This is a genomic window from Acrocarpospora pleiomorpha (assembly GCF_009687885.1).
Taxonomy (GTDB): domain Bacteria; phylum Actinomycetota; class Actinomycetes; order Streptosporangiales; family Streptosporangiaceae; genus Acrocarpospora; species Acrocarpospora pleiomorpha.
This window is the reverse complement of record NZ_BLAF01000089.1, coordinates 1-20810: the sequence shown is the minus strand read 5'-3', so window position 1 is coordinate 20810 and position 20810 is coordinate 1. Positions and strand designations below refer to the sequence as shown.

Genomic DNA, 20810 nt, shown 5'->3' with positions numbered 1-20810 from the left:
CCGGATAGCGGCGAGCAACTCGGCGTCCTTCGGCAGGTTTTGGGTGGGCTGAGATGACGCTCCCGGTTTCGGCGCGTATGGGTGGGTTGGCCATGGCGTTTCGGGCGATGGCGTACTGGCTTGTTCGGTATCGGCGGACCTGGCGGGGTACGATCGTGGTGAGTGTCGCCAATCCGATCCTGTTTCTGCTGGCGATCGGGGCCGGGCTTGGCACGTTGGTCGAAGGGTCGGTTGAGGGAGCGTCGTACCTGGCCTTCTTCGCGCCCGGGTTGTTGGCCGCGGCGGCGTTGCAGAACGCGTTCGTGGAAGCCGGGTTCGTGGTGAACAGCGCGCTGCGGCGGGAGCGGATCTATTCGACCGCCGCGGCGACTCCGCTCGAACCCGGGCATATCTTCGCCGGGCATCTGATATTCATCGCGCTGCGGCTCTTCCTGAGCGCGGCCGCCTTCGTCGTGGCGATGGCGCTGTTCGGGTTGATCGAGAACATCGTGGTCGCATTGGCGGTCACTCTCGCGGCCACGTTGACCGGGTTGGCCTTCGCCACGCCGCTGGCCGCGTGGGCGGTGACCGTGGCGGACTTTCCACAGCTCAACACCGTGTTCCGGTTCGTGGTCATGCCGATGTACCTGTTCTCGGGCACATTCTTCTCGGTTGAGCAGCTGCCGGGGCCATTGCGAGCGGTCGCGTACGCGCTGCCGCTCTGGCACGGTGTGGATCTGGCCAGGACGCTGGCACTCGGAACCGCGACCCTGGGCATGAGCCTGCTGCACATCGGCTATCTGACGGCTCTCTGCGCCGCCGGCGCGATGATCGCGCGCATCACCTACCGGCGGTGTCTCCACGAATGACGGAACTGAAGGAACGTCCCATGGCCTTACCTCGCGCCGGAGGCGCCCACCTGCTGGTGCTGCGCAACATATGGGTACACAAAGGCGGCAGCCCATGGACGATGGCCCTGTTCTCCATCTTCGAGCCGATCCTCTACCTGCTGGCGATCGGCGTCGGCATCGGCGCCCTGGTCGGCGACGTCCCCGGGATCGACGTCCCCTACGCCACCTTCATCGCCCCCGCCCTGCTGGCCACCGCCGTAATGAACAGCGCCCTGGAAGAAACCACCCAGACCGCCTACGCCAAACTCACCTTCGACCGCTTCTACCACGCTCTGGTCGTCACCCCCATGACAGTCACCGGCCTGGTGACCGGCGAGATCGCCTGGGGCATGCTGCGCGGCCTCATCACCGGACTCGGCTTCCTCACCGCCGTCACCGCCTTCGGCCTGGTCACCTCCCCCTGGATCCTGCTGGCCCTCCCCGGCAGCCTCCTCATCGCATACACCTTCGGCGCCGCCGGTTTCCTCGTAGCGGGCTACGTCCGAAGCTGGGACGACTTCCAGTACACCCAACTCGTCATGCTCCCCATGTTCCTATTCGCCACCACCTTCTATCCCGTGACGATCTACCCCGAACCTTTCCAACTCATCGTGAAAGCCCTCCCCCTCTACCACGCGATCGAACTGATCCGCCAACCCGCCCTCGGCCAACTCGAACCAACCCTCCTGGCCAACGCCGCCTACCTACTCCTGCTCGGCACCACTTGCCTCCTCCTGGCCCGCCGCAGATGGCAGCACCTCTTGTCGGCTTAGCTCAGCCGAGGGATCGCGGCTGTGAACGCCTCGGCGAGGGCGGCCACGTCGGCGGTCTGGTAGGCGTGTTTGTTGTAGATCATTGAGCCGGTCAGCGAGCCGTCCGGGTGTTCGGTGACGAGGAGCTCGGGCGGATGTGTGTCCGGGTCGTCGTCGGCCAGGCGCCATTCCATGATCGGGCCGGCCGGGATGGGGAACTCCTGGGATGGCAGGCCGGGGAGGTGTGCGGGGCGGCCCCAGCTTTCGAAACGGAAGTACGCCGGGTAGGGGACCAGTTCGTGCAGGCGGGCGAAGTTGTGAAACTGGTGGTCGTTGGCGGTGAGGATGGCTCGGCGTACCCGGGCGATGGTGTCGCCGCTGGTGGGGACGCGGAGGAGGTTCCAGCGGAACAAGCAGCCGATGGTGGCTTCGAATTCGGGGCGGGAGCGGCCGGTGACGGGGGTGGCGAGGACGATTTCGGGGGAGTTGGCCCAGGCGCTCAGGGTGGTGGCCCAGGCGGCGGCGAGGACCATGGCTGAGGTCGCGTTGTGGCGGCTGGCCAGGTCGCGTACGGGGCCGATGGGGAAATCGTGGGAGATCGCCGCGCACAAGGTCACGGTGGGGGAGCGGCCCGGGAGGGTCGGGAGGGTGCTCGGGGCTCCGGCGAGGGTTGTCGTCCAGTGGGGGCTGGTTCGGTGCCATTCGCGATGTTCGAAGGCGACGAAGTCGGCGTATTGGGTGGGTGGAGGGAGAGGTGAAGGGGCGTTGTGGCTGAAGGCGGAGTAGAGCACGCCCAGTTCCCGGAGGAGAACTCCGGCCGACCAGCCGTCGAAGATCATGTGGTGGGCGGCTAGGACGAGGACAGTGGACTCCCCGCTGCCGCCGAAATGGCCCGTGGTGGCCTCCGGGCTATCGCTGGATTGTGTGTCCTTGGATATCGGACTGCCGGTGGATTGTGTGCTCGTGGTCGAATTCGCGGTCCTGGTGGAGTTGGTGGAACCCGTGCCGCCGGTGGGGCCGCAATCCCGGTAAAGGCCACCACCGGCGGCGGGTTCTGCCGCGTAGCCCGTACGCCCACGGCGAAGGCGAATCAGGGCGGCGCGGAGCAATGGCCCCCGGCCGATGTCGAAAGGTGCGCGGACGAGGTCGGCCGCGAGTTGTCCGGCTTCGGTTTCATCGGAGGCTTCGTGAAGGCTGACCCGGACGCCGGATTCCGGCTCGACAACGGCTTGACCGTCTCTGAAGACGGTTCGCAGGGCTTCGTGCCTTCTCGTGAGTTCGGCCAGACAGCGGTCGACGATCTCCGCATCGATCTCCCCGTCGATCTGGACGGCGACATGAACGGGCGGCATATGCCGGATCTCTGCAGTGGCATGCATCCACCGCCACCAATGCTCCTGAACCCCAGAAAGCGCCCCGTACGCCCCAGAAAGCGCCGCCCCCTGACCTTCGTGCGGCGCTTCGGGATAGGTCGGCGTTCGGGTGTGTGTGGTTACATGCGTGGCTTGGGCTGCCAGGGTTGGGTGGTCGAAGGCGAGTGTGCTGGGGATGTCGATGCCGAACTCGTGGGTTGCTCGGTTGGCGAGTTGGGTGGCTTTGAGGGAATCGCCGCCCAAGGCGAAGAAGTCGTCGTCGGGGCTTGTGACCGGCAGGCCGAGCACTCCACTCCACAACCGGGCGAGCGCTTGCTGCTCCGGGGTCTCCAACGGCCGCCCTTTGGCATTCCGGGGTGCCGTGAAAAGCTCGCGGAGTTCACTCTTGACGACCTTGCCCAGTTCGTTTCGAGGCAACGCGTCCACGAAGGCGTACCGTGTGGGGATTTCGTGGCGAGCCAGTCGTTGATGCAGGAATGTCCGGAGTTCGTCGGCGGTGGCCGGACTACTTGGCACCAGGGCAGCGGCCACCATGGCCCCCATCACCGGATGCGGCACCCCGAGCACGGCCACCTCCGCCACTGCGGGATGTTCCTGCAACGCCGCCTCAACCTGCAGCGTCGAGATCTTCAAACCCCCGGACTTGATCACGTCGGATTCACGTCCGACCAGGTAGAGATACCCGTCCCGATCGAGATACCCCAGATCTCCCATCCGCGTCCACCCACGCTGGAACACCCGCTCGCTCGCCTGCGGATCCCCGTAGTACGAGCGTTGCGCGGCGGGCGCCCGCAACCACACCTCCCCGACTTCCCCGATCCCGGCGGCTGCCCCGTCCTCCCCGGTAATCCTTAGATCCCCTGACTCGGTGGCCCGCCCCACCGAATGCGGTCGAGCCGGATCAACGATCATGGTCGTCTGCGCCGGCACCGCCTCCGTCGAGGTGTAGAAGTTCACGATCGTGGCCTTCGGAAAAGCCTCCGGGAGCGCGATGGCCACATGCGGGGGCAGCGCGTCCGCCGACGAACTGAGCAGAAGCACAGAAGACAGATCATGTCGTCGCCACGCTCCCGAGTTCAGCAGGTCAACGGCCATCGAGGGCACCAGGAACACGGTCCCCACCCGATGCTCCGCGATCAACGCACAGAACCGCTCCGCCTCGAACACGGAGGCCACAAGGGCGGCCGGATGCGCGACAAGCGTGTTGACGAGCATCATCTGCCCCGCGTTCGTCCCAATCGGGAACGCATGCAGAAAATGCTCCGAGTGAGACAACATCCGATACCCCGGATGCGGCCGATGTCCAAACGCCAAGTTGGCATGACTCGCCGAAACCCCCTTCGGCCGCCCCGTAGTCCCCGACGTGTACAGGATCTGCGCCAAATCACCAGACCCGACCACAGGCTCCCAACGGCTCCCCTCCGGCTTACTCCCAGACTCGGGATGCCGGCCGATCCCCGTCCAGATGAGACCCGGGTGGGACGAGAGATTCCCGTCGAGCTCCTTCCGGGCGATCTCAGGGTTGGGCTTGCCGATCCCTGTCCAGATGAGACCCAGGTAGGACGAGAGATTCCCGCCGATCTCTCTCCGGGCGGTCCCGGTGTCGGGCTCGCCGATCCCTGTCCAAGCAAGACCCAGTTGGGCCGCGGCGTGGGTCTCCCCCTGGGTGACTCCGACGTTCTGGGCGGTCTCTATCCCTGTGGTGCCCGGTTGGACCGCAGGATCCTGGCGGGTCTCCCTGCGGGTGGCGCGGAGGTCGATCTCGGGATGTCGGGCGGTTCCGGTTGAGGGGATGGCGGACTCGTCCGTCGTGGCGGTAGAGGTCCGGGCAGGGCTGGTGTGGAGGGGTTGGTTGAGGATCCAGCGGGCTTGGCAGTCTTCGAGCATCAGGCGGAGGGTGGCGTCGGATTGGCGCGACGGGAGGGGGACCGCCACGCCGCCCGCGCGGAGGACGCCCAGGAACGCGACCGCGTAGTCCGCCCAGTGGGCGTTGTCGTAGCGCAGGCCGACGCGATCGCCGGGCGTGAGGCCCCGTTCAAGTAGTCCGAACGCGGTGGCGTCGGCGTGCTCGTCCCATTCGCCGAAGCTCAACTTCGCGGTGTCGTCGCAGATCAGAGCCGTTCTCGACGGTTGCTCCCTGGCCCTTGCCCGGAGCAGTCCGGGGAGTGTGACGGTCATCGTCCGCTTCTTCCGCAGCCGTGGATGATCTCTCGGAGTAAACCACTCCGAACGAATCATCACAAGTATCTAGCAAACTGCTGCAATTTCTAGTCATACTCACGAAATAAGCGATCGTTGGGGCGGTTCAATGGAACACGTTCGAATCTCGGTCCCGCAGAGCGGCATCTGGTTCAACGAGCAGCTCAGTGACCTGGGAGCGGTTCATCACATGCCGTTCGCGGTCCGGTTCGCCGGTCCTGTGGACATTCCGGCGCTGGGCCGGGCGTGCGCGCGAGTGGTCGAACGGCATCCGCTGCTCAGAGCGGCGATCCGGCAAACGGACGGAGTTCCGTACCTGGTCGAGGGATTGCCGGTCCGGGTCGAGCTCGGTTCGGATCCGGAGCAGGAGATTCTCCGTCCGTTCGACCTGGAGAAAGGGCCGCTGGCGCGGATGACCCTGCTCGACGACGGGCGGCTGCTCGTCGTCGTGCACCATCTGGCCTTCGACGGGCAGTCGACCGACGTCTTCGTGGCCGATCTGGCGGCGTGTTACCGAGCCGAGGTCGAGGGCTTCGCGCCGGAGCTGCCGGAGCTCGGCCCGGGTGAGGATCCCGATCGGGAGGCGGCGCGGATCGCGGCGGGGGCGCCGGCGGCGCGGGCGTACTGGTCGGAGCGGTGGGCCGAGCCCGACGAGGTCGTGCTGCCCGGGTTCGACCGGTCTGACCAGGAAGTTCAGGCGGGAGACGCGGTCGAGTTCCGGCTGCCCGAATCCGCGCTCGCGGATGCCGCCGAGCGACTCGGTGTGACGCGGTTCGAGCTGATCGTCGCAAGCGTCCACGCACTCCTGCGCCGCTACGGCAACGAGCGCCCGGCGACCGCTCTAGATCTTGGCGTACGGCCTGCGGAGGCGCTTGGCCGGATCGGCATGTACGTGAACGAGTTGCCCTTCGCTTCGAAACCATCGCCGGATGTGAGCTTTGCGGAGTTCGCCCGGTCGGTTCGGGCGGGATTGCGGGAGCTCTACCGCGTTCGCGAGGTTCCACTGGGAAGGGCGGTTCCTGGGCTCCGGCCTGGGGTCTCGCTCGCCCCCGTCTCGCTGACCTATCGCCGCCGGATCGCGCCACCGTCAGGGACCAGCGTGGACTGGGTGGTCTTCAACCGCACCGCCCGCAATGCCCTGCGCATTCACCTGGTGGACGGGCCGGACGGACTGGGCGTCATGTTCCAGTTCGCGCCTCGATCGATCGCTCGCGCCGACGTGGAACGGATCGCCGCACACTGGCAGGCAATCCTCGCCCAGGTCACGAAAAATCCGGATATCGCAGTGCGGGAGTTGACGGTCGCCGATGGACCGGTCGTGGCGGGGGCGGACATCGCGTACCCGCAGGTGAGCGTTCTGGACTTGCTCCGGGAGCAGATCACATCAACACCGGACGCGGTCGCCGTGATCAGCGGCGAGACCCGCCTGACCTACGCCGAGCTGGATCGCCTCGCCGAGCGGCTGGCAGAACAGCTCAAGCTGGCCGGAGCCAAAACGGGCGATCTGGTCGCCCTGTCCGCCGGCCGCTCGGAACGGTTGATGACAGGCGTCCTGGCTTGCTGGAAGGCCGGCACCGCCTACCTGCCACTCGACCCCGCATACCCGACCGAACGCCTCAACTACATCCTCACCGACTCCGGCGCCAAGATCCTCCTCGCCGACCCAGGCACTCACATGCCGGGCGTGACAGTGGTCCCATTCGCCGATCCTCATACTGATCACCCACCCACGACAACGGTTTCGCTCTCCGATCACGCGGCTGCGGTTTCGTTGGACGAGGCTGGTGTCGATCGAGTGGGTTCGGGTGCTGATTTCGCGGTCGCGGTTTCGTTGGACGAGGCTGGTGTCGATCGAGTGGGTTCGGGCGCTGATTTCGCCGTCACGGCTTCGTTCGCCAATCAGGGTGCCTATCACTCAGCTGCGGACGCGGCCTCGTTCGCCGCTCCGGGCGCTGACCTCGTGGCTGCGGTTTCGTTCCCCGACCCTGGTACCGATCAGGTGGCTTCGATTTCCGATTCGGGTGGTGATTTCGCGGCTGGGGTGTCGTTTGCCGGTCCTGGGATTGATCGTGGGGCCGAGGAGGTGGAGGCTTTTGCCGGTTCGGGTAGCGACCCCGTGGGTGCGAGTGTGGTCTCGCGCGCTAAGTCGGATTCGGCTGGTGGCGAGCTCGCGTATGTGATTTACACCTCGGGGTCCACTGGGCGGCCGAAGGGTGTCGAGATTGAGCATCGTGCGTTGGCCAACCTGCTGCTGGCGATGCGCGATGAGCTTCGCGCCGAAGCGGGGAATCTCTGGCTGGCTGTGACGTCGTTGTCCTTCGATATCTCGGTGCTGGAGCTCTGGCTTCCGCTGATCACGGGGGGCTCGGTTGTTATCGCTGCGGAGTCCGACACGGCCGATGGTGCCGCTTTGACGAAGCTTGCCGAGCGTCACCGGATCAGTCACCTGCAGGCCACTCCGTCGACCTGGCGTCTGTTGTCGGATGCTGGGTTTGCCTTCGAGGGAACCGCTCTCACTGGAGGCGAAGCTCTGCCGTTGCCGCTGGCCGGGCGGCTTCGGGCGCGAGTGGGGCGGCTGCTCAACATGTATGGACCGACCGAGACCACGATTTGGTCCACGCTGGCCGATATTCCGCTCGATCCCGATCGGGTGAGCATCGGGCGTCCGCTTGCCAACACCCAGCTGCTGATTCTCGACGACAACCTTGACCCGGTCCCGTATGGCGTCCCCGGTGAGCTTTACATCGCCGGAGCTGGGCTCGCTCGTGGCTATCTCAACCGGCCCGAGCTGACGGCCGAACGATTTCTCACCCGGTCGGTTCGGATGTATCGCACCGGCGATCGTGTCCGCCTCCGGGGGGACGAACTGGAGTTTCTGGGGCGTACCGACAATCAGATCAAACTTCGTGGGCACCGCATCGAGCTTGGCGAGATAGAAGCCTGCCTGCTGGCGCACGCGAAGGAGGCCGCGGTCGCGGTCCAGGACGAGCAACTCATCGCGTACACCGTGGGCGGCGCTCCTGACCTGCGCCGCCACCTCGGGCGGCAGCTGCCCGCCTACATGGTGCCAGCTGCTTTCGTCGAGCTTGACGCCCTGCCGTTGACCCCCAACGGCAAGCTCGACCGCGCCGCTCTGCCCCGTTATGACGAGCCCGCTGCCGACGTTCAGGCGGGCGAATCGCCGCTGGAAGCCGTCGCGGAGATCTGGGCGAACGTGTTTGGCTTGGATGGCATCGATCCGGAAGAGAGCCTTTTCGACCTGGGCGGCCACTCCCTCACCATCACCCAGATCGCGGCCAGAATCCGCGACCGATTCAACGTCGATGTCCCGTTCTACGCCTTCTTCGACACGCCCACGATCGCCGGAATCGCCGCCGTGGTCAGCGGATTGGAACGGTCGGCAAGCCATACTTTGCTCAGTGCGGGCCCTGTTCGGCCTGTTCTGCGGTAGATACCGTGTGATCGTGACCGACTGGCGTGCGATCGCTCATGAACATTATCCGGATTGGGGCGAAGACGACGCCGCCATCGCCGCCGGTGACATCGCCCGGCTGGACGCCCTCGGAGTCCGCCACAGCCCGGCCGCCGACTGGGACCGCGGTCCTTACCAGCCCCTTGAGGCTTATGGCATCGAGCTACCCGTGCTCGCACTGATCGCCTCCGACCCGCGGGAACTGCCTTCGGACCGGGAATGGCTGGCCGCGCAGACCTTCTCCGACGGGATCTCCTGCTTCCACAACACTGACATTCTCACCGTCCTGCGACCTCGGTCGCCGGAAGGGCTGGCGCGCTTGGCGGCGGCGTATTACGGGTCCAACATCGCGTACGCGGATCTGGATCAGACGGTCGGTTACCGGGATCGGCTTCGCGAATTTCTCGGGGCCGACTGCGAGCTCAGCTATCGCTGGTGGAGCGAGGCGCGCTTCTCGATCGACCTCGACAGCCTCGCCGCGCTCACCGACGAGCAGGTCACCCTCCCCGAGGCCGACCACGTGCAACTGGTCGTCATCGCCGCCAACTCTGAGATCCACGAACCGGACGAGCCCGACGAAGTCGCCCCCGTGAGCTTCGAATTCGGGCCGTTCGTCACGGTCGCCGAATACCAGCGGCAGGCGGCCGAACACGAGGAGCCGGAATTCCGGCCGGCGGCCGAGATCGGGCTGACCCTCCCCGCGCTGGTCCTCGCGACGTACGGCGATCTCGACGATTCGGTCAGCCCCGAATACACCTGGCACGCCCTCGACCATGATCGCGAACGTTATGTCACGGTTCTGGAGCCGTTGCCCGCCGTGGCCGAAGGAGTGGCCACGCTCGCGGCCGAGTTCACCGGGCGGGTTCCGGCCGACGATGTGATCCCGTTCGACGTGGTCCTCGCCTATCGTGCCCGCCTGAAGGACCTGCTCGGCGCCGACTGCGTGCAGAGCTTCCGCGAGCTTTCGCCGGGTGTGTGCCCGATCGACATCGATTTCCTGGAGACGCTCACGGGCAAGCCGCTCGCCGCGTACACGGATGATCCCGGCTCTTGGGAGATCATGCTCCTGGTCTGATCACGTCCGATGCCACCGCGCCTCGGCGAAGCAGTACACGGCGAACAGCACGACGCCGCTCGCGACGACGACGAGCAGCCACGGACCCACCGGGGTGTCGGCCAGTGCCTTGAGCGCGCCGTCGATACCCACCGCTTTTTCGGGATCGTACGTGAGAGCGGCCTGGCAGATGAGGCCTCCGGCCGCCACAGCGATCACCCCACGGGCGACATATCCGGCCTTGCCGAGCCTCACCACGGTTGCCCGGGCTCGGGGCGCGCTGACGGTCATGTGCCGCATGAATCGTTCGGTCAAGCCCTCGCGGATCGAGTACACACCAAGCGCCACCATCCCCAGGCCCAGCAGCGCGACGAGCACCTGACCCGCGGGAAGTTCGAACAGCAGTCGCGTCACGTCCTGGGACTGCTCGTCGGTCGAGCTCGCGTTTTTCCCGGACAGGAGCAGACCCAGCAACGAGACCACGAGGGCGACGTAGACGACCACGCGTCCCGTGGCCTCGACGCGGTCCAGCGGCTCATGCGACCCGAAGATCATTTCGCCGATCTGCCAGAGGGCCAGGCCTGCCAGCCCGAACGCCATGATCCACAGGAGTAGCCCGCCCAGCGGACGGCTCGCCACGAGGTGGATGGCGCCGCTCTTGTCGGCCTCCGCGCTGACCCCGTTGCCGAGGCCGATCTGTAGCGCGACCAGGCCGATAAGCCCGTAGAGCACGCCTCTGGCGGCGAAACCGATCTTCGCCGCCCGCTCAAGAATCGGGTGTTCTGCCACCCTTCTGGCGATCTTCCGGGTGGGGCTCGTGCTGACCATGGCTCCTCCTCGGGCCGAGGCTGCCCCTCTCCACTGCTCCCGCCGATCCATTCCAAACCAAAGGTAAAGTTTGTCACGTTTTCCTGTGGTTTCAGCAGCGATGGGATTAATGTCCGGTTACTCATCCGTGACCAAACCCCCAGGAGATCCCCCATTTCCAGCATCGCGGACAAGCTGCTTGACGCGGCCCGGCAGGAGTTGGGTTACCGCGTTGAGCATGGTCAGAAGAGCAAGTACGGCGCCTGGTACGCGCAAGGCACCTCGGCCGGATTCGCCAACGCCCCCTGGTGCGACTCCTTCGTCTCGTGGGCGGCCGGCACGGCGGGCGTGAGCAAGTCCGTCGGCAAGTTCGCCCACACCCCCGACCACCAGGCCTGGTTCAAGACCCAGAACGCCTGGGCCACCCAGCCGCAACCCGGCGCCGTCGCCTTCCTCAAGAAGCACGCTCAGGTCGGCATCGTGGAAGAGGCCGCCAGCGGCAAGGTCACCACCATCGAAGCCCTGCACGGCAAGGTCCAGCGCGTCACCCGCCCCGAATCCGAATTCTCCGGTTACGGCGTGCCGAAGCAGGTCCAGACTCCGCTCTTCGCGGGCAGCACCACCGCGTCGTATTTCTGGGACGACGGCTCCGGCGTCAACGGCGACACGGGGGCGCCCGCCTCGGGCAAACCCATGCAGAAAGGCCTGGCCGCCAGCCCCAGCTGGCCGATGGGGACCGAAGGCTACGTCATCCACAACGGCCGGAAAGCCAAATTCTTCGTCGGCGATCGAGGGCCAGGCGATCCGTCGGGCAGCGGCGTCATGCTCGACCTGGACGGCAAGACCTTCGCCGAACTCACCGGAAGCAGCTGGAACAGCTCCAGCCTGACCGTGAGCAGCGGCGAGGGCCACATCAAAATCGACTACGTGATCACCAAATGGGGTTCAGGCCTGGGCAAGAAGGGCGCCCCCGCCCCGTTCTCCAGCGGCGCCTACAACATGCGAGACAGCTCACCCCCCAAACCACCCACCCCCAAGTTCCCCACCCCCAAAGTCTCCGAAGTCACCAAAATCTGCGCATCCACGCCCGCCCAGACCCCGACAACCATCAAGAAGATCGCCAACACCAAGACAGGCGCCAACACCAAGACAGGCGCCGATACCAGGACAGGCGCCGATACCAGGACAAGCGCCAACACCAAGACAACCGCCGACACCGAGACAACTGTGGGAACCGCGACCCCCGCGATCCAGAACGCAGCGAACGAGATTCCGATCCACGAATTCCCCATCTCCGGAATCGCCGCCGCACTCATCGTCCTCGCCGCCGCAACCGCAGGATTCCGCCACTACACCCGCCCCCGGGGACGACACCACAGCTGACCAGTTGGCCACGAACTCCCTCGGACCCGATCAGGCCTGGGCCGGGCACGAACTTGCTCGGCCCGATTCGATCTGGGCCGGGCACGAACTCGCTCAGCCCTGATCAGGTCTGACGGACCCGCGAGGGCCCGATGCTCGTTTGACGGACGAGCCAGCCCGCCGTTCAGATGCCTATGAAGCATTCTTCAGTGCCCTGGCGCATCCTGCGCGGCGGCGGGTCCTGCTCACGATCTGCTTCAACGGCGGATCGATGACGGCGGGTGAGATCGCGGGGGTGTTCTCGCACGCCTGGCAGACGACGACCAGGCACCTTCAGGTATTGGAGACGGCCGGCCTGGTCAGCAGCGAGCGCCAAGGCCGCCTCCGGGTCTATCGGTTGGAGCCGAAACGGCTCAATCTCGTAAGCCAGTGGCTCGCTCATTTCTCCCAGAAACGTGATCACGAGGAAGGCGGCTGACATGACAGCAACGGCGCCAACGGACGTTCCACACTTCTTCCGGCTCAGCGTGGAAGTCGGCGATCTCGATGAGGCGATCGATTTCTACAGCCGGTTGCTCGGCATCCAAGGACGCCGGCAGGCCGGTTCGCGGTCCTACTTCGAGTGCGGACCCGTCACCATTTCGATCCTGGATTCCGGCGCTGCACCGCACTCCGCGGCGAAAGCGCTGTACTTCACCGTGAACGACCTCGAAGCCATCTTCGAACGAGCAAAAGTCCTCGGCTGCCTGGCGACCGAACTCGTCCACGACGAACCGGCTGGCGCGATCGCCGTCCGCCCGTGGGGTGAACGCTCGTTCTACGCCAAGGATCCGTGGGGCAACTCACTCTGCTTCGTCGAGGAAGGCACCGTCTACACCGGCTAGTGCGGTGACCACATGGCGGGTGTGGTCACGCGGCTTTGATTCGTGGGGCGGCAAGCCCGCCATCACGAACGCCGACCGGCGTGTCACAAGACCCGGTGAACGTTCGTGGTCACCGCACGAGGGGGATGCCGCTGCCGCTCTTGGCGCCGATGCGGTGAGAACCACTGCCCGCGTTAACGGCGCCGGATAACGGCGAACAACCCGGTGACCTGCTCATTCTGACCGGAAATGACGACCTCGGGTAGGCGTGCGCCAGAAGCTCCGGCGTCGTTCGGCAGCCCGCACCATATCCCCGCCTGTGTGGTTTTTTACTCCCTAGTCCCGTGGTCGGGCTGTACTCCGAGTGTTCGTTCTGGTTCGTCAGTCGATGGCGGGGCGCTGATAGCGGAGGAGGACCACGCCGTTGCGGAAGGCTCGGGTTTCTGTCAGGCGGAGGTTCAGCCGCATTTCAGGTGCCTGGAACAAGGGGGTGCCCTGGCCGAGCACGACCGGGTGGACGTAGAGCCAGTACTCGTCGATCAGGTCATGTCGCATGAACTCCGCGGCGAGTTTGGCTCCGCCGATCGCCAGGTCGCCGCCTGGCTGCGCCTTCAGCTCCAGGACCTCCTGAGGGACCACCTCGCGCACTATGGTCGAGTTCCAGTCGGCCCGCTTCAGCGTGCGCGAATACACGATCTTGGGCATCTCCCGCCAGATTTGCGAGAACTCCACTATGGGTGCGCTGGCGGCAGGGTCCTGATCGGCGGTTGGCCAGAACTCGGCCATCAACTCATACGTGACCCGCCCATCGAGAAAAGCGCCCATGTCCCGCAGTTGGTCGTTGAAGAAACGGTGCAGCTCTTCATCGACCAGATGCCAGTCGATCTCATGATTCGGCCCTTCGAAGAACCCATCGAGCGACACCGACATCATAAGAATGATCTTCCTCATCCTGCCTCCAATCACCGCCGTAACGGAGCCTCTTCCCAGCGAGGACCGGATCAAGGCCAAGAAACCCCTCCACTTGAGGTCCGCCCCTCGGGCTACCCGGCCTGTCGATACCGGGTTCTCCCACCCGCCTCCCTTTGTTTGATCTCGGGCTCCGCCCGACCCCGCCCGCTGGCGTGACCGCGCACGTGAGACCGCTGCCGTGGTCGCCCGCATGAGACCCGCTGCCGTGGTCGCGCACATGAGAATGGCCCGCATTTCTTGATCGCACACCCGTGCGAGGAACGAGCATCAGCTTGACAGGAGCCACCGACAATTCTGAGACGGCCTTTGGCGGGCCGGTGGGTTTCGGTCGTGTGGTCACACTGTGGGTTCGTTGGGATACCATCCGCTGGTATCGGAGGTCGAGTGATGATTCCGGCTGGGACAGGTCCCCGCACGCCGAGCGCCACCCGCGTGCATGACGCACTGCTCGGAGGCAAGGAGAACTTCGAGGTCGACCGTGTGGTCGCCGAGCGGCTCGCGCAGATCCTGCCGGATATCGGCAGGGTGGCACAAAGCAACCAGGAGTTCGTCGGGCGAGCCCTTCGCCACCTCCATCGCGCGGGGATCCGGCAGTTCCTCGACGTCTCGTCGGGGGCAGGGCTGGCGGCGGTGCGTGCCACCCACGACACGCTTCGCGCGATCGATACCGGAATCCGGGTGGCATATGTGGACACCGACCCCATGGTTCTCGCCCACGCCCGGCTTCTCGTAGACGAGGCCGGCACCCCGCAACGCGAGACCACCGCCCTGATTCACGCCGACATGCGCCGCCCCGAACTCGTGCTTAGCCACCCGGAAGTACGCACCCTGCTCAACCTCACCCGCCCTGTGGGCCTCCTAGCCGTCGGAATTCTGCACCTATATCCAGACAGCGACGACCCCCACGGCATCGTCCGCGGCTACATGGACAAACTCGCCCCCGGCAGTCACCTCGTTGCCACCAACATGCACGCCTCCGGCGAGGCGACCTCGATCGCCCTCCAGCAAGCCTTCCAGCTCGCGTTCGGCACGGGCTGGTTCCGCACACAAGAAGCGATCGAACAATTCTTCGACGGCCTGGACCTGGTCGAACCCGGCGTCGTCCACCTCCCCGGCTGGCACCCCGAAAACCCACACGACCTGGAACCCTGGGAACGCATCGTCCTCGGCGGCGTCGCCCGCAAACGATGACTCCCGCAAACGATGACTCCCGCAAGCGATGACGCCCGTAAACGATGACGCCCGGAAGGCTGAATCCCGTAAACGATGACGCCCGTAAACGATGACTCCCGCAAACGATGACGCCCGGAAGGCTGAATCCCGGAAAGGCTGAAGAACGCCCCGAGCTGGCGCGGTCGAGGCGTTCGTTCAGGTTGTCACGTTATGAGGGGTGCCCGCGCTGGTCTGACCGGAAATGGCGACCTCGGGTAGGCGCCTGGCAGGAGCTCCGGCGTCGGCGGGCAATCCGCCCAAATTCCCGCCTGTGTGGCATCACCGGAAGATGACGCCAACGCTGCACTCGGTGTTGTCCGAGTTTCCGGCGAAGTATTCCGAGATGCACTTCTCGTTGATGACGTTGGACACGCCGGGAAGGGCCACGGCGGCTTCGAGGGTAGGGGTCCAGTCGGTATCCTCTTTCATCTTCAGACGGAACGACTCGGGCATGTCAGTGGGTTTCACGATTTGGGCCAGCTCGCGGTTAGATGCCCTCTCGGCGAATCGCTCATAGGCGGTCTTCTGGTCCCGGAAGGTGACCGACTCGACCTGCGGCATCGCGCGCAACGCCTGCTCGATGGCATCGATCTGCTGCGGTGTGGCCCCCCGGCTATCCGAGCACGACCGGAACGGGGATTGCGCCCCGCAGATATAGACAGCGATCTCCGGATCTCCCGGGCCCAGCACGAAACCGGGAGACATGCCCACCGCCCCCATCACGACCAACTGATCGTCCCGATCGGCGGGCCGCAGGAAGGTGGCCGCCCCCACGACCAGGGGCAGGACGATCATCGCCACCACGAGCAGCCGTGTATTGACCCGCACCCGGGACTCCTGTGGCGGAACCAGCGTCCGCAGGGTCGTGGGCTGAACCGTGTCGCCCGCTTCGGTCAGCGCCTCACGCAACCGGACTTCGACCTGATCGTTCATGCCTTTCCTCCCTCTCCCAGCACCCGGCCGAGCGCGGCCAGCCCCCGCGCGATCGTGGACCGCGCCGTGCTGGCGCCGATCCCCATGGTCTCCGCGATCTCCAGATCGGAAAGTTCCAGGTAGTAGCGCAAGATCAGCGCCTCCCGCTGCCGCCGCGGCAGCCCCCGCAGCGCCACGAGCACCTCCCGCCGATCCTCACCCACCAGCGCGGCACTCTCCGCCGACCAGACCGGCGGCTCGTACGGCACCGCCCGCCGGACGGCCGTGACCCGCCTGCGCAGCACCGACCTGCACCCATTGAGCACAGCGGATCGCACATAGGCCACCGCCCTGTCCGGATCCCGTAATCGTTTTCGCCCGGCATGCGTCCGCGCGAACGCCTCCTGCACCACATCCTCGGCCGTGGCTTGATCGCCGACCATCATCAGCGCCAGCCGTACCAGCCCGAGCTGGTGCGCGGTGAAGATCGCGGCCACATCCACCGACGCCCGGACGCCAGGCTCTCCGATGGAGAGCAGTTCGACTTCCATATCTCAGAGACGCGCCCAGGCCGCGAATGCTGCTCGCGCCGCTGATTCAGCTCTTGCGGCGGCGGCTGCCCTTCAGGGCGCCGGAGACGCGTTTGAGGATTCTGTCCCAGTCGGAGCCGAAGGGATTGTCGGAGACCAGGTACGTCCACGTCGCCGTCGGGCGTTTCAGGCCTTGTTCGGACAGGGGCTGGTCAGGGGCGAACGCGACGAAGCTGCTGGTTGAGCGGCGTTCGATTTCCTGGAGGAGTTTGCGGTAGGCGGGGATGGCTTCGCGGTTGAACTCGTCGATCGGGTTGAGGCGGCCGAGGGCGCGCAGGTGGATGCCCTCGCGGAGGTCGGCCAGGAAGCCGAGGTGTTCGGTCCAGCATTCGTCGAGGTGGAACAGGACGATCTGGCGGGCGGCTTCGGCGATCTCGGCGTCTGAGCTGAGGGCGACCAGCTCCGCGTACCGTTCGGGGCGGGCTTCTGCCAGGGCTTCCGCGCCCGCTTCGCCGTAGAGGATCTTGTCGCGGTGTTCCAGGATCTGGCGGCGCTGCTGTTCCAGGACGCGGGTGTAGCGCCAGGTGTTGCGGTGGATCTCGACGTTGACGCCTTCGGCGACGCGCTGGGCGTGGCCGATCAGGTAGGTGGCGTGGGCATCGCGGATCCGGCGGTCCTTGCCGGGGGCGGGCAACGCCTCGTCAGGGGCGTACGCGGTGAGGAGCTGGTCTTCGCCGCTGACGAAGAAGACCGAGGCGCCGGGGTCGCCCTGGCGGCCGGAGCGGCCGCGGAGCTGGTCGTCGAGGCGGCTGCTGGTGTGGCGGCCGGTGCCGATGACGAGCAGGCCGCCGAGGTCGGCGACGCCGTCGGAGCCGAGGCGGATGTCGGTGCCGCGGCCGGCCATCTGGGTGGAGACGGTGATCGCGCCGCGTTCGCCGGCGCGGGCGATGATGGCGGCCTCCTCGGCGTCGTTCTTCGCGTTCAGGACGACGGGGGACAGACCGCGCTCCCGGAGGTGCGCGTCGAGTTCCTCGGATTCGGCCACGTCCAGGGTGCCGATCAGGATCGGGCGGCCGGTGGCGTGCTGGGCGACGATCTCCTCGACGAGCGCGATGTCCTTGTCGATCGCGGTCGCGTAGACGCGGTCGGGCTCGTCGACGCGGACACACGGCTTGTTGGGGGGGACGACGGCCACTTTGAGGTCGTAGAACTCGCGGAGGTTGTCGCCGACCGCGACGGCGGTGCCGGTCATTCCGCAAATAGTGGGATAGCGGGTGAGCAGGCCCTGGATGGTGATCGAGTCGAGGATTTCCCCGGTCTCGGTGGGGGAGAGCTTCTCCTTCGCCTCGACGGCGGCCTGCAGTCCGTCAGGCCAGCGCTGGAGTTGCGCGACGCGGCCGCGGGAGGCGTTGATCAGGTGGACCCGGCCGTCCCTGACGATGTAGTCGACGTCGCGGGTGAGCAGGGCGTGGGCGTGTAGGGCCAGGTTGACTTCGGTGACCGTGGTCGCGTGGTCGTACAGCGAGATGCCCAGGGCTTTTTCTACCGTGTCGGTGCCTTTGGCGGTGAGGTGGACGGCGCGGCCCTCGTCGTCGATCTCGTAGTGGTAGCCGCGGGACAGTCGCCGTACCAGCGCGGCCATCTCGGGGACGGCGGCGCCGGGGTCGGCGGCGCCGGCCAGCACCAGCGGGACCCGGGCCTCGTCGACGAGGACCGAGTCGGCTTCGTCGACCAGGGCGACTTGCGGCACGGGTTGCACGAGTTCGGCGGGGTCTGTACGCATCCGGTCGCGCAGCAGGTCGAAGCCGATCTCGCTGACCGCCGCATACGTGATGTCCTTCGCGTAGGCGGCGCGGCGTTCCTCCGGCGTGGACGTTTCGGAGATCCAGCCGACGGTCAGGCCGAGCGCGGTGTAGAACGGCTCCATCCACTCGGCGTCGCGGCGGGCCAGGTAGTCGTTGACGGAGATCGCGTGCACGCCCTGCCCGCGCAGCGCGAAACCGGCGGCGGCCAGCGCGCCCGCCAGGGTCTTGCCCTCGCCGGTGCCCATCTCCACGACATTCCCGGCGAGCATGCCGAGCGTGCCGATGAGCTGCACGTCATAGGGGCGCTCGCCGATCGTGCGGTGGGCGACCTCGCGGACGGCGGCACAGAACGTGGCCTCGTTGAGCGCGGCTTCGCGGAGCTCTTCGAAGGACAATTCACGCATCCGGGGCTCGTGCTCCGCGGCCCCGACGGCGACGCGCTGGAAGCGCGCGAGATCGACGCTTCCCGGTTTCTCCAGGAAACGCCTGATCAACTGAGGTAGAGAGGCCACGCCCGCTCCAACGAGCCGCACGAGTAGTCGGTTCCAGTCGTAAAGCCCTGGAAGATCCGATGCTAGCCGCAAGGTGGCTCTTGCGCTTTGACTGGTTATCCAGTCAGTCTATTGAGCATGAACGAGATTGCCGCACAGTTGGGCCGGGTGGGCCTGCCGGAGCCGGTGTCCGCGCTGGCGGCTCGGCGCTGGGACACGATCGTGGTCGGGGGCGGACATAACGGGCTGACCTGCGCGGCGTACCTGGCTCGGGCGGGGCAGTCGGTGCTGGTTCTGGAGGCGAGGGAACGCCTGGGCGGGGCCGCCACGCTGGAGCGTCCGTTCCCGGATCAGCGGTTTGTGATCAGTCCGTGCGCGTATGTGATCGGGCTGCTGGATGAGACGGTCATCCGGGAGCTGGATCTGCATCGGCGGGGGCTGGAGGTCTATCTCGCGGATCCGCAGCTGTGGATTCCGTTCGATGACGGCACCGCGTTCGCGCAGTGGATGGATCACGAGCGGACCGAGGCGGGGCTGCGGGACTTGGGCGTGTCGCCGAAGGACATCGCTGGGTATTTCGCTTATGAAGAGATGTTCGATCAGATGCGGATCAAGCTCAGGAAGGGGCGGCGGGACTCCTGGGCGGGGGAGTCGCCGTCCCGGGATGAGCTGGAGGAGTTGCTGGGCGGCGACGCGTACATGATCGATGTGCTGTTCCGGGCCTCCATTGCTGAGGTGCTCGGCGACTATGTGTCCGACACTCGGCTCAGGGATGCGCTTTACGGGCAGGGCATCATCGGGACGTGGGCGGGGCCGAAGGATCCTGGCACGGCTGCTGTCAAGCTCATGCATTTTATCGGCGAGGTCGAGGGGCATGGTGCGGCCTGGGGATATGTCAAGGGTGGGATGGGGATGGTCAGTTTCGCCATCGCCGATGCCGCTCGGGAGGCGGGGGCTGTGCTCGCGGCTGGGGTGCCGGTCGGGGAGGTGCTGCCGGGCGAAGGGGTACGGCTCGATGACGGCACCTTCATCGCGGCGCGGACGGTGGTCAGCAACGCGGATCCGAAGCGGCTGATGACCCTGGTGGGGGATGTTCCCGAGGATTATCGGCGTCGGATCGATGAGTGGGATATCCGTAGCCCTGTCGTGAAATTCAACGCCGCGCTGGATCGGCTGCCGTCGTGGAACGCGGCGCCGGGGGAGACGTTCATGGCGCGGGGGGTGGTTGATGTGATCTCCACGCTGGATGAGGCGCAGGTCGCTTTTGAGCGGTGTGCGGCGGGGGAGCCGGCGGTGGGGTTCGGGGAGATCTACTTCCAGACGTCGCATGATCCGACGCCGGCGCCTGAGGGGAAACATCTGGTGAGTGTCTTCGGGCAGTACGCGCCGTATGGGATGGACTGGGGGGCGCGTCGCGGTGAGGTGGCGCGGCAGTTCATCGAGCTGATCGGGCGGTACGCTCCTGACTTCGAGAATTGCCTGATCAGTTATGAGGTGTTGGGGGCGCCGGATATCGAGGAGCGGGTGGGGTTGACCGGGGGGCACATCTTCCAGGGGGAGGTGCGGCCGGATCAGATGTGGGAGAACCGGCTTACGCCGCGTACGCCGATTCCGGGGGTTTATCTGTGTGGGGCGGCTACGCATCCTGGGGGGAGTGTGATCGCGTTGAACGGGAAGAACGCGGCGATGGCTGTGATAGCTGACATGGGCTGACAGGTATCTGCGGGATGCTCGGGGTATGACAACGATCGCGTCGCTGATAGCGGTGACCATCGACTGCGCTGAGCCTAAGAGGCTGGCGGAGTTTTACTCGAAGGTCACGGGGTTCGAGGTGCAGTACGCCGAGGAGGAGTATGCGGGGATTGGGGATGGGACGATGAACATCTTCTTCCAGCGCGTACCTGAGCGGAAGGCGGCTAGTTGGCCGGGGCCGGATAAGCAGTTTCATCTGGACTTTCGGGTTCCGGATGTGGATAGGGCTGTGGAGGAGTATCTGGCGTTGGGGGCTACCAAGCCGGAGTTCCAGGCGGGGGCGGGGTGGGTGACGCTCGCGGATCCGGAGGGGCATTTGTTTGATGTGTGTCCGCCGAGGGAGTGATGGGTGTTCCTGGTGGCTTAGGGCCGTAGCGGGTGGGCA

15 protein-coding genes and 1 pseudogene are annotated in these 20810 nt (G+C 66.1%); 10 read left to right on the top strand and 6 right to left on the bottom strand.

Features of this window, described 5'->3' with window-relative positions; all coding sequences use genetic code 11:
• The first annotated feature begins 53 nt into the window (after nt 1-53).
• Both Aple_RS46630 and Aple_RS46625 read left to right on the top strand, forming a co-directional pair.
• A complete protein-coding gene (locus Aple_RS46630; protein WP_218038875.1) occupies nt 54-848 on the top strand; it encodes an ABC transporter permease in 795 nt (264 codons plus the stop codon).
• A gap of 20 nt (nt 849-868) precedes the next feature.
• Nucleotides 869-1642 (top strand): ABC transporter permease, encoded by a 774-nt coding sequence (locus Aple_RS46625; protein ID WP_155351225.1) that lies wholly within the window; start codon nt 869-871, stop codon nt 1640-1642.
• Here Aple_RS46625 and Aple_RS53960 read toward each other — a convergent pair.
• A complete protein-coding gene (locus Aple_RS53960) occupies nt 1639-5172 on the bottom strand; it encodes an AMP-binding protein (RefSeq protein ID WP_218038874.1) in 3534 nt (1177 codons plus the stop codon). The two genes, Aple_RS46625 and Aple_RS53960, sit on opposite strands and share 4 nt — an antisense overlap.
• Before the next feature lie 130 nt (nt 5173-5302).
• Here Aple_RS53960 and Aple_RS46605 point away from each other — a divergent pair, with 130 nt between their 5' ends.
• Together Aple_RS46605 and Aple_RS46600 are read left to right on the top strand one after the other, a co-directional pair.
• Nucleotides 5303-8644: a non-ribosomal peptide synthetase gene (locus Aple_RS46605; protein ID WP_155351224.1), complete on the top strand. Its 3342-nt coding sequence runs from the start codon at nt 5303-5305 to the stop codon at nt 8642-8644.
• Between the two features lie 13 nt (nt 8645-8657).
• Complete coding sequence (locus Aple_RS46600; protein ID WP_155351223.1) at nt 8658-9740, top strand: hypothetical protein; 1083 nt, start codon at nt 8658-8660, stop codon at nt 9738-9740.
• Here Aple_RS46600 and Aple_RS46595 read toward each other — a convergent pair whose 3' ends face one another.
• Nucleotides 9741-10547 carry a DUF1206 domain-containing protein gene (locus tag Aple_RS46595; RefSeq protein WP_155351222.1) on the bottom strand — a complete coding sequence of 269 codons (807 nt, stop codon included), beginning with the start codon at nt 10545-10547 and terminating at the stop codon, nt 9741-9743.
• Between the two features lie 558 nt (nt 10548-11105).
• Here Aple_RS46595 and Aple_RS56695 point away from each other — a divergent pair.
• From Aple_RS56695 to Aple_RS46580, 3 genes and pseudogenes are all read left to right on the top strand, one after another.
• Nucleotides 11106-11517, top strand: a pseudogene (locus tag Aple_RS56695) (hypothetical protein); the annotation flags it as partial.
• A gap of 531 nt (nt 11518-12048) precedes the next feature.
• The gene (locus Aple_RS46585; RefSeq protein ID WP_170322017.1) at nt 12049-12366 is read left to right on the top strand and encodes an ArsR/SmtB family transcription factor; all 318 of its coding nucleotides are present in this window, start codon (nt 12049-12051) and stop codon (nt 12364-12366) included.
• Between the two features lies 1 nt (nt 12367).
• Entirely contained in the window at nt 12368-12772 is a 405-nt protein-coding gene (locus tag Aple_RS46580) for a VOC family protein (protein ID WP_155351220.1), read from the top strand.
• A 360-nt stretch (nt 12773-13132) separates the two neighbouring features.
• On the opposite strand, the gene Aple_RS46575 is transcribed toward Aple_RS46580, so the two are convergent.
• Nucleotides 13133-13762: a dihydrofolate reductase family protein gene (locus Aple_RS46575; RefSeq protein ID WP_246265406.1), complete on the bottom strand. Its 630-nt coding sequence runs from the start codon at nt 13760-13762 to the stop codon at nt 13133-13135.
• Nucleotides 13763-14110: 348 nt separating this feature from the next.
• Here Aple_RS46575 and Aple_RS46570 point away from each other — a divergent pair, with 348 nt between their 5' ends.
• Nucleotides 14111-14914, top strand: coding sequence for an SAM-dependent methyltransferase (locus Aple_RS46570; protein WP_155351238.1), 804 nt, complete (start codon nt 14111-14113; stop codon nt 14912-14914).
• A gap of 300 nt (nt 14915-15214) precedes the next feature.
• Here Aple_RS46570 and Aple_RS46565 read toward each other — a convergent pair whose 3' ends face one another.
• Genes Aple_RS46565 through secA2 form a run of 3 tightly spaced genes read right to left on the bottom strand, consistent with a single transcriptional unit; the run spans nt 15215 to nt 18694 of the window.
• A complete protein-coding gene (locus Aple_RS46565) occupies nt 15215-15868 on the bottom strand; it encodes a permease-like cell division protein FtsX (protein WP_155351219.1) in 654 nt (217 codons plus the stop codon).
• Nucleotides 15865-16398: a SigE family RNA polymerase sigma factor gene (locus Aple_RS46560; protein ID WP_155351218.1), complete on the bottom strand. Its 534-nt coding sequence runs from the start codon at nt 16396-16398 to the stop codon at nt 15865-15867. The genes Aple_RS46565 and Aple_RS46560 overlap by 4 nt, the downstream gene beginning before the upstream one ends.
• 46 nt (nt 16399-16444) lie before the next feature.
• Complete coding sequence (secA2, locus tag Aple_RS46555) at nt 16445-18694, bottom strand: accessory Sec system translocase SecA2 (protein ID WP_155351217.1); 2250 nt, start codon at nt 18692-18694, stop codon at nt 16445-16447.
• Between the two features lie 117 nt (nt 18695-18811).
• Between secA2 and Aple_RS46550 the strand changes: the two genes are divergently transcribed.
• Entirely contained in the window at nt 18812-20386 is a 1575-nt protein-coding gene (locus Aple_RS46550; RefSeq protein WP_155351216.1) for a phytoene desaturase family protein, read from the top strand.
• A 25-nt stretch (nt 20387-20411) separates the two neighbouring features.
• Complete coding sequence (locus tag Aple_RS46545; protein ID WP_155351215.1) at nt 20412-20771, top strand: VOC family protein; 360 nt, start codon at nt 20412-20414, stop codon at nt 20769-20771.
• The last annotated feature ends 39 nt before the right edge of the window (nt 20772-20810 follow it).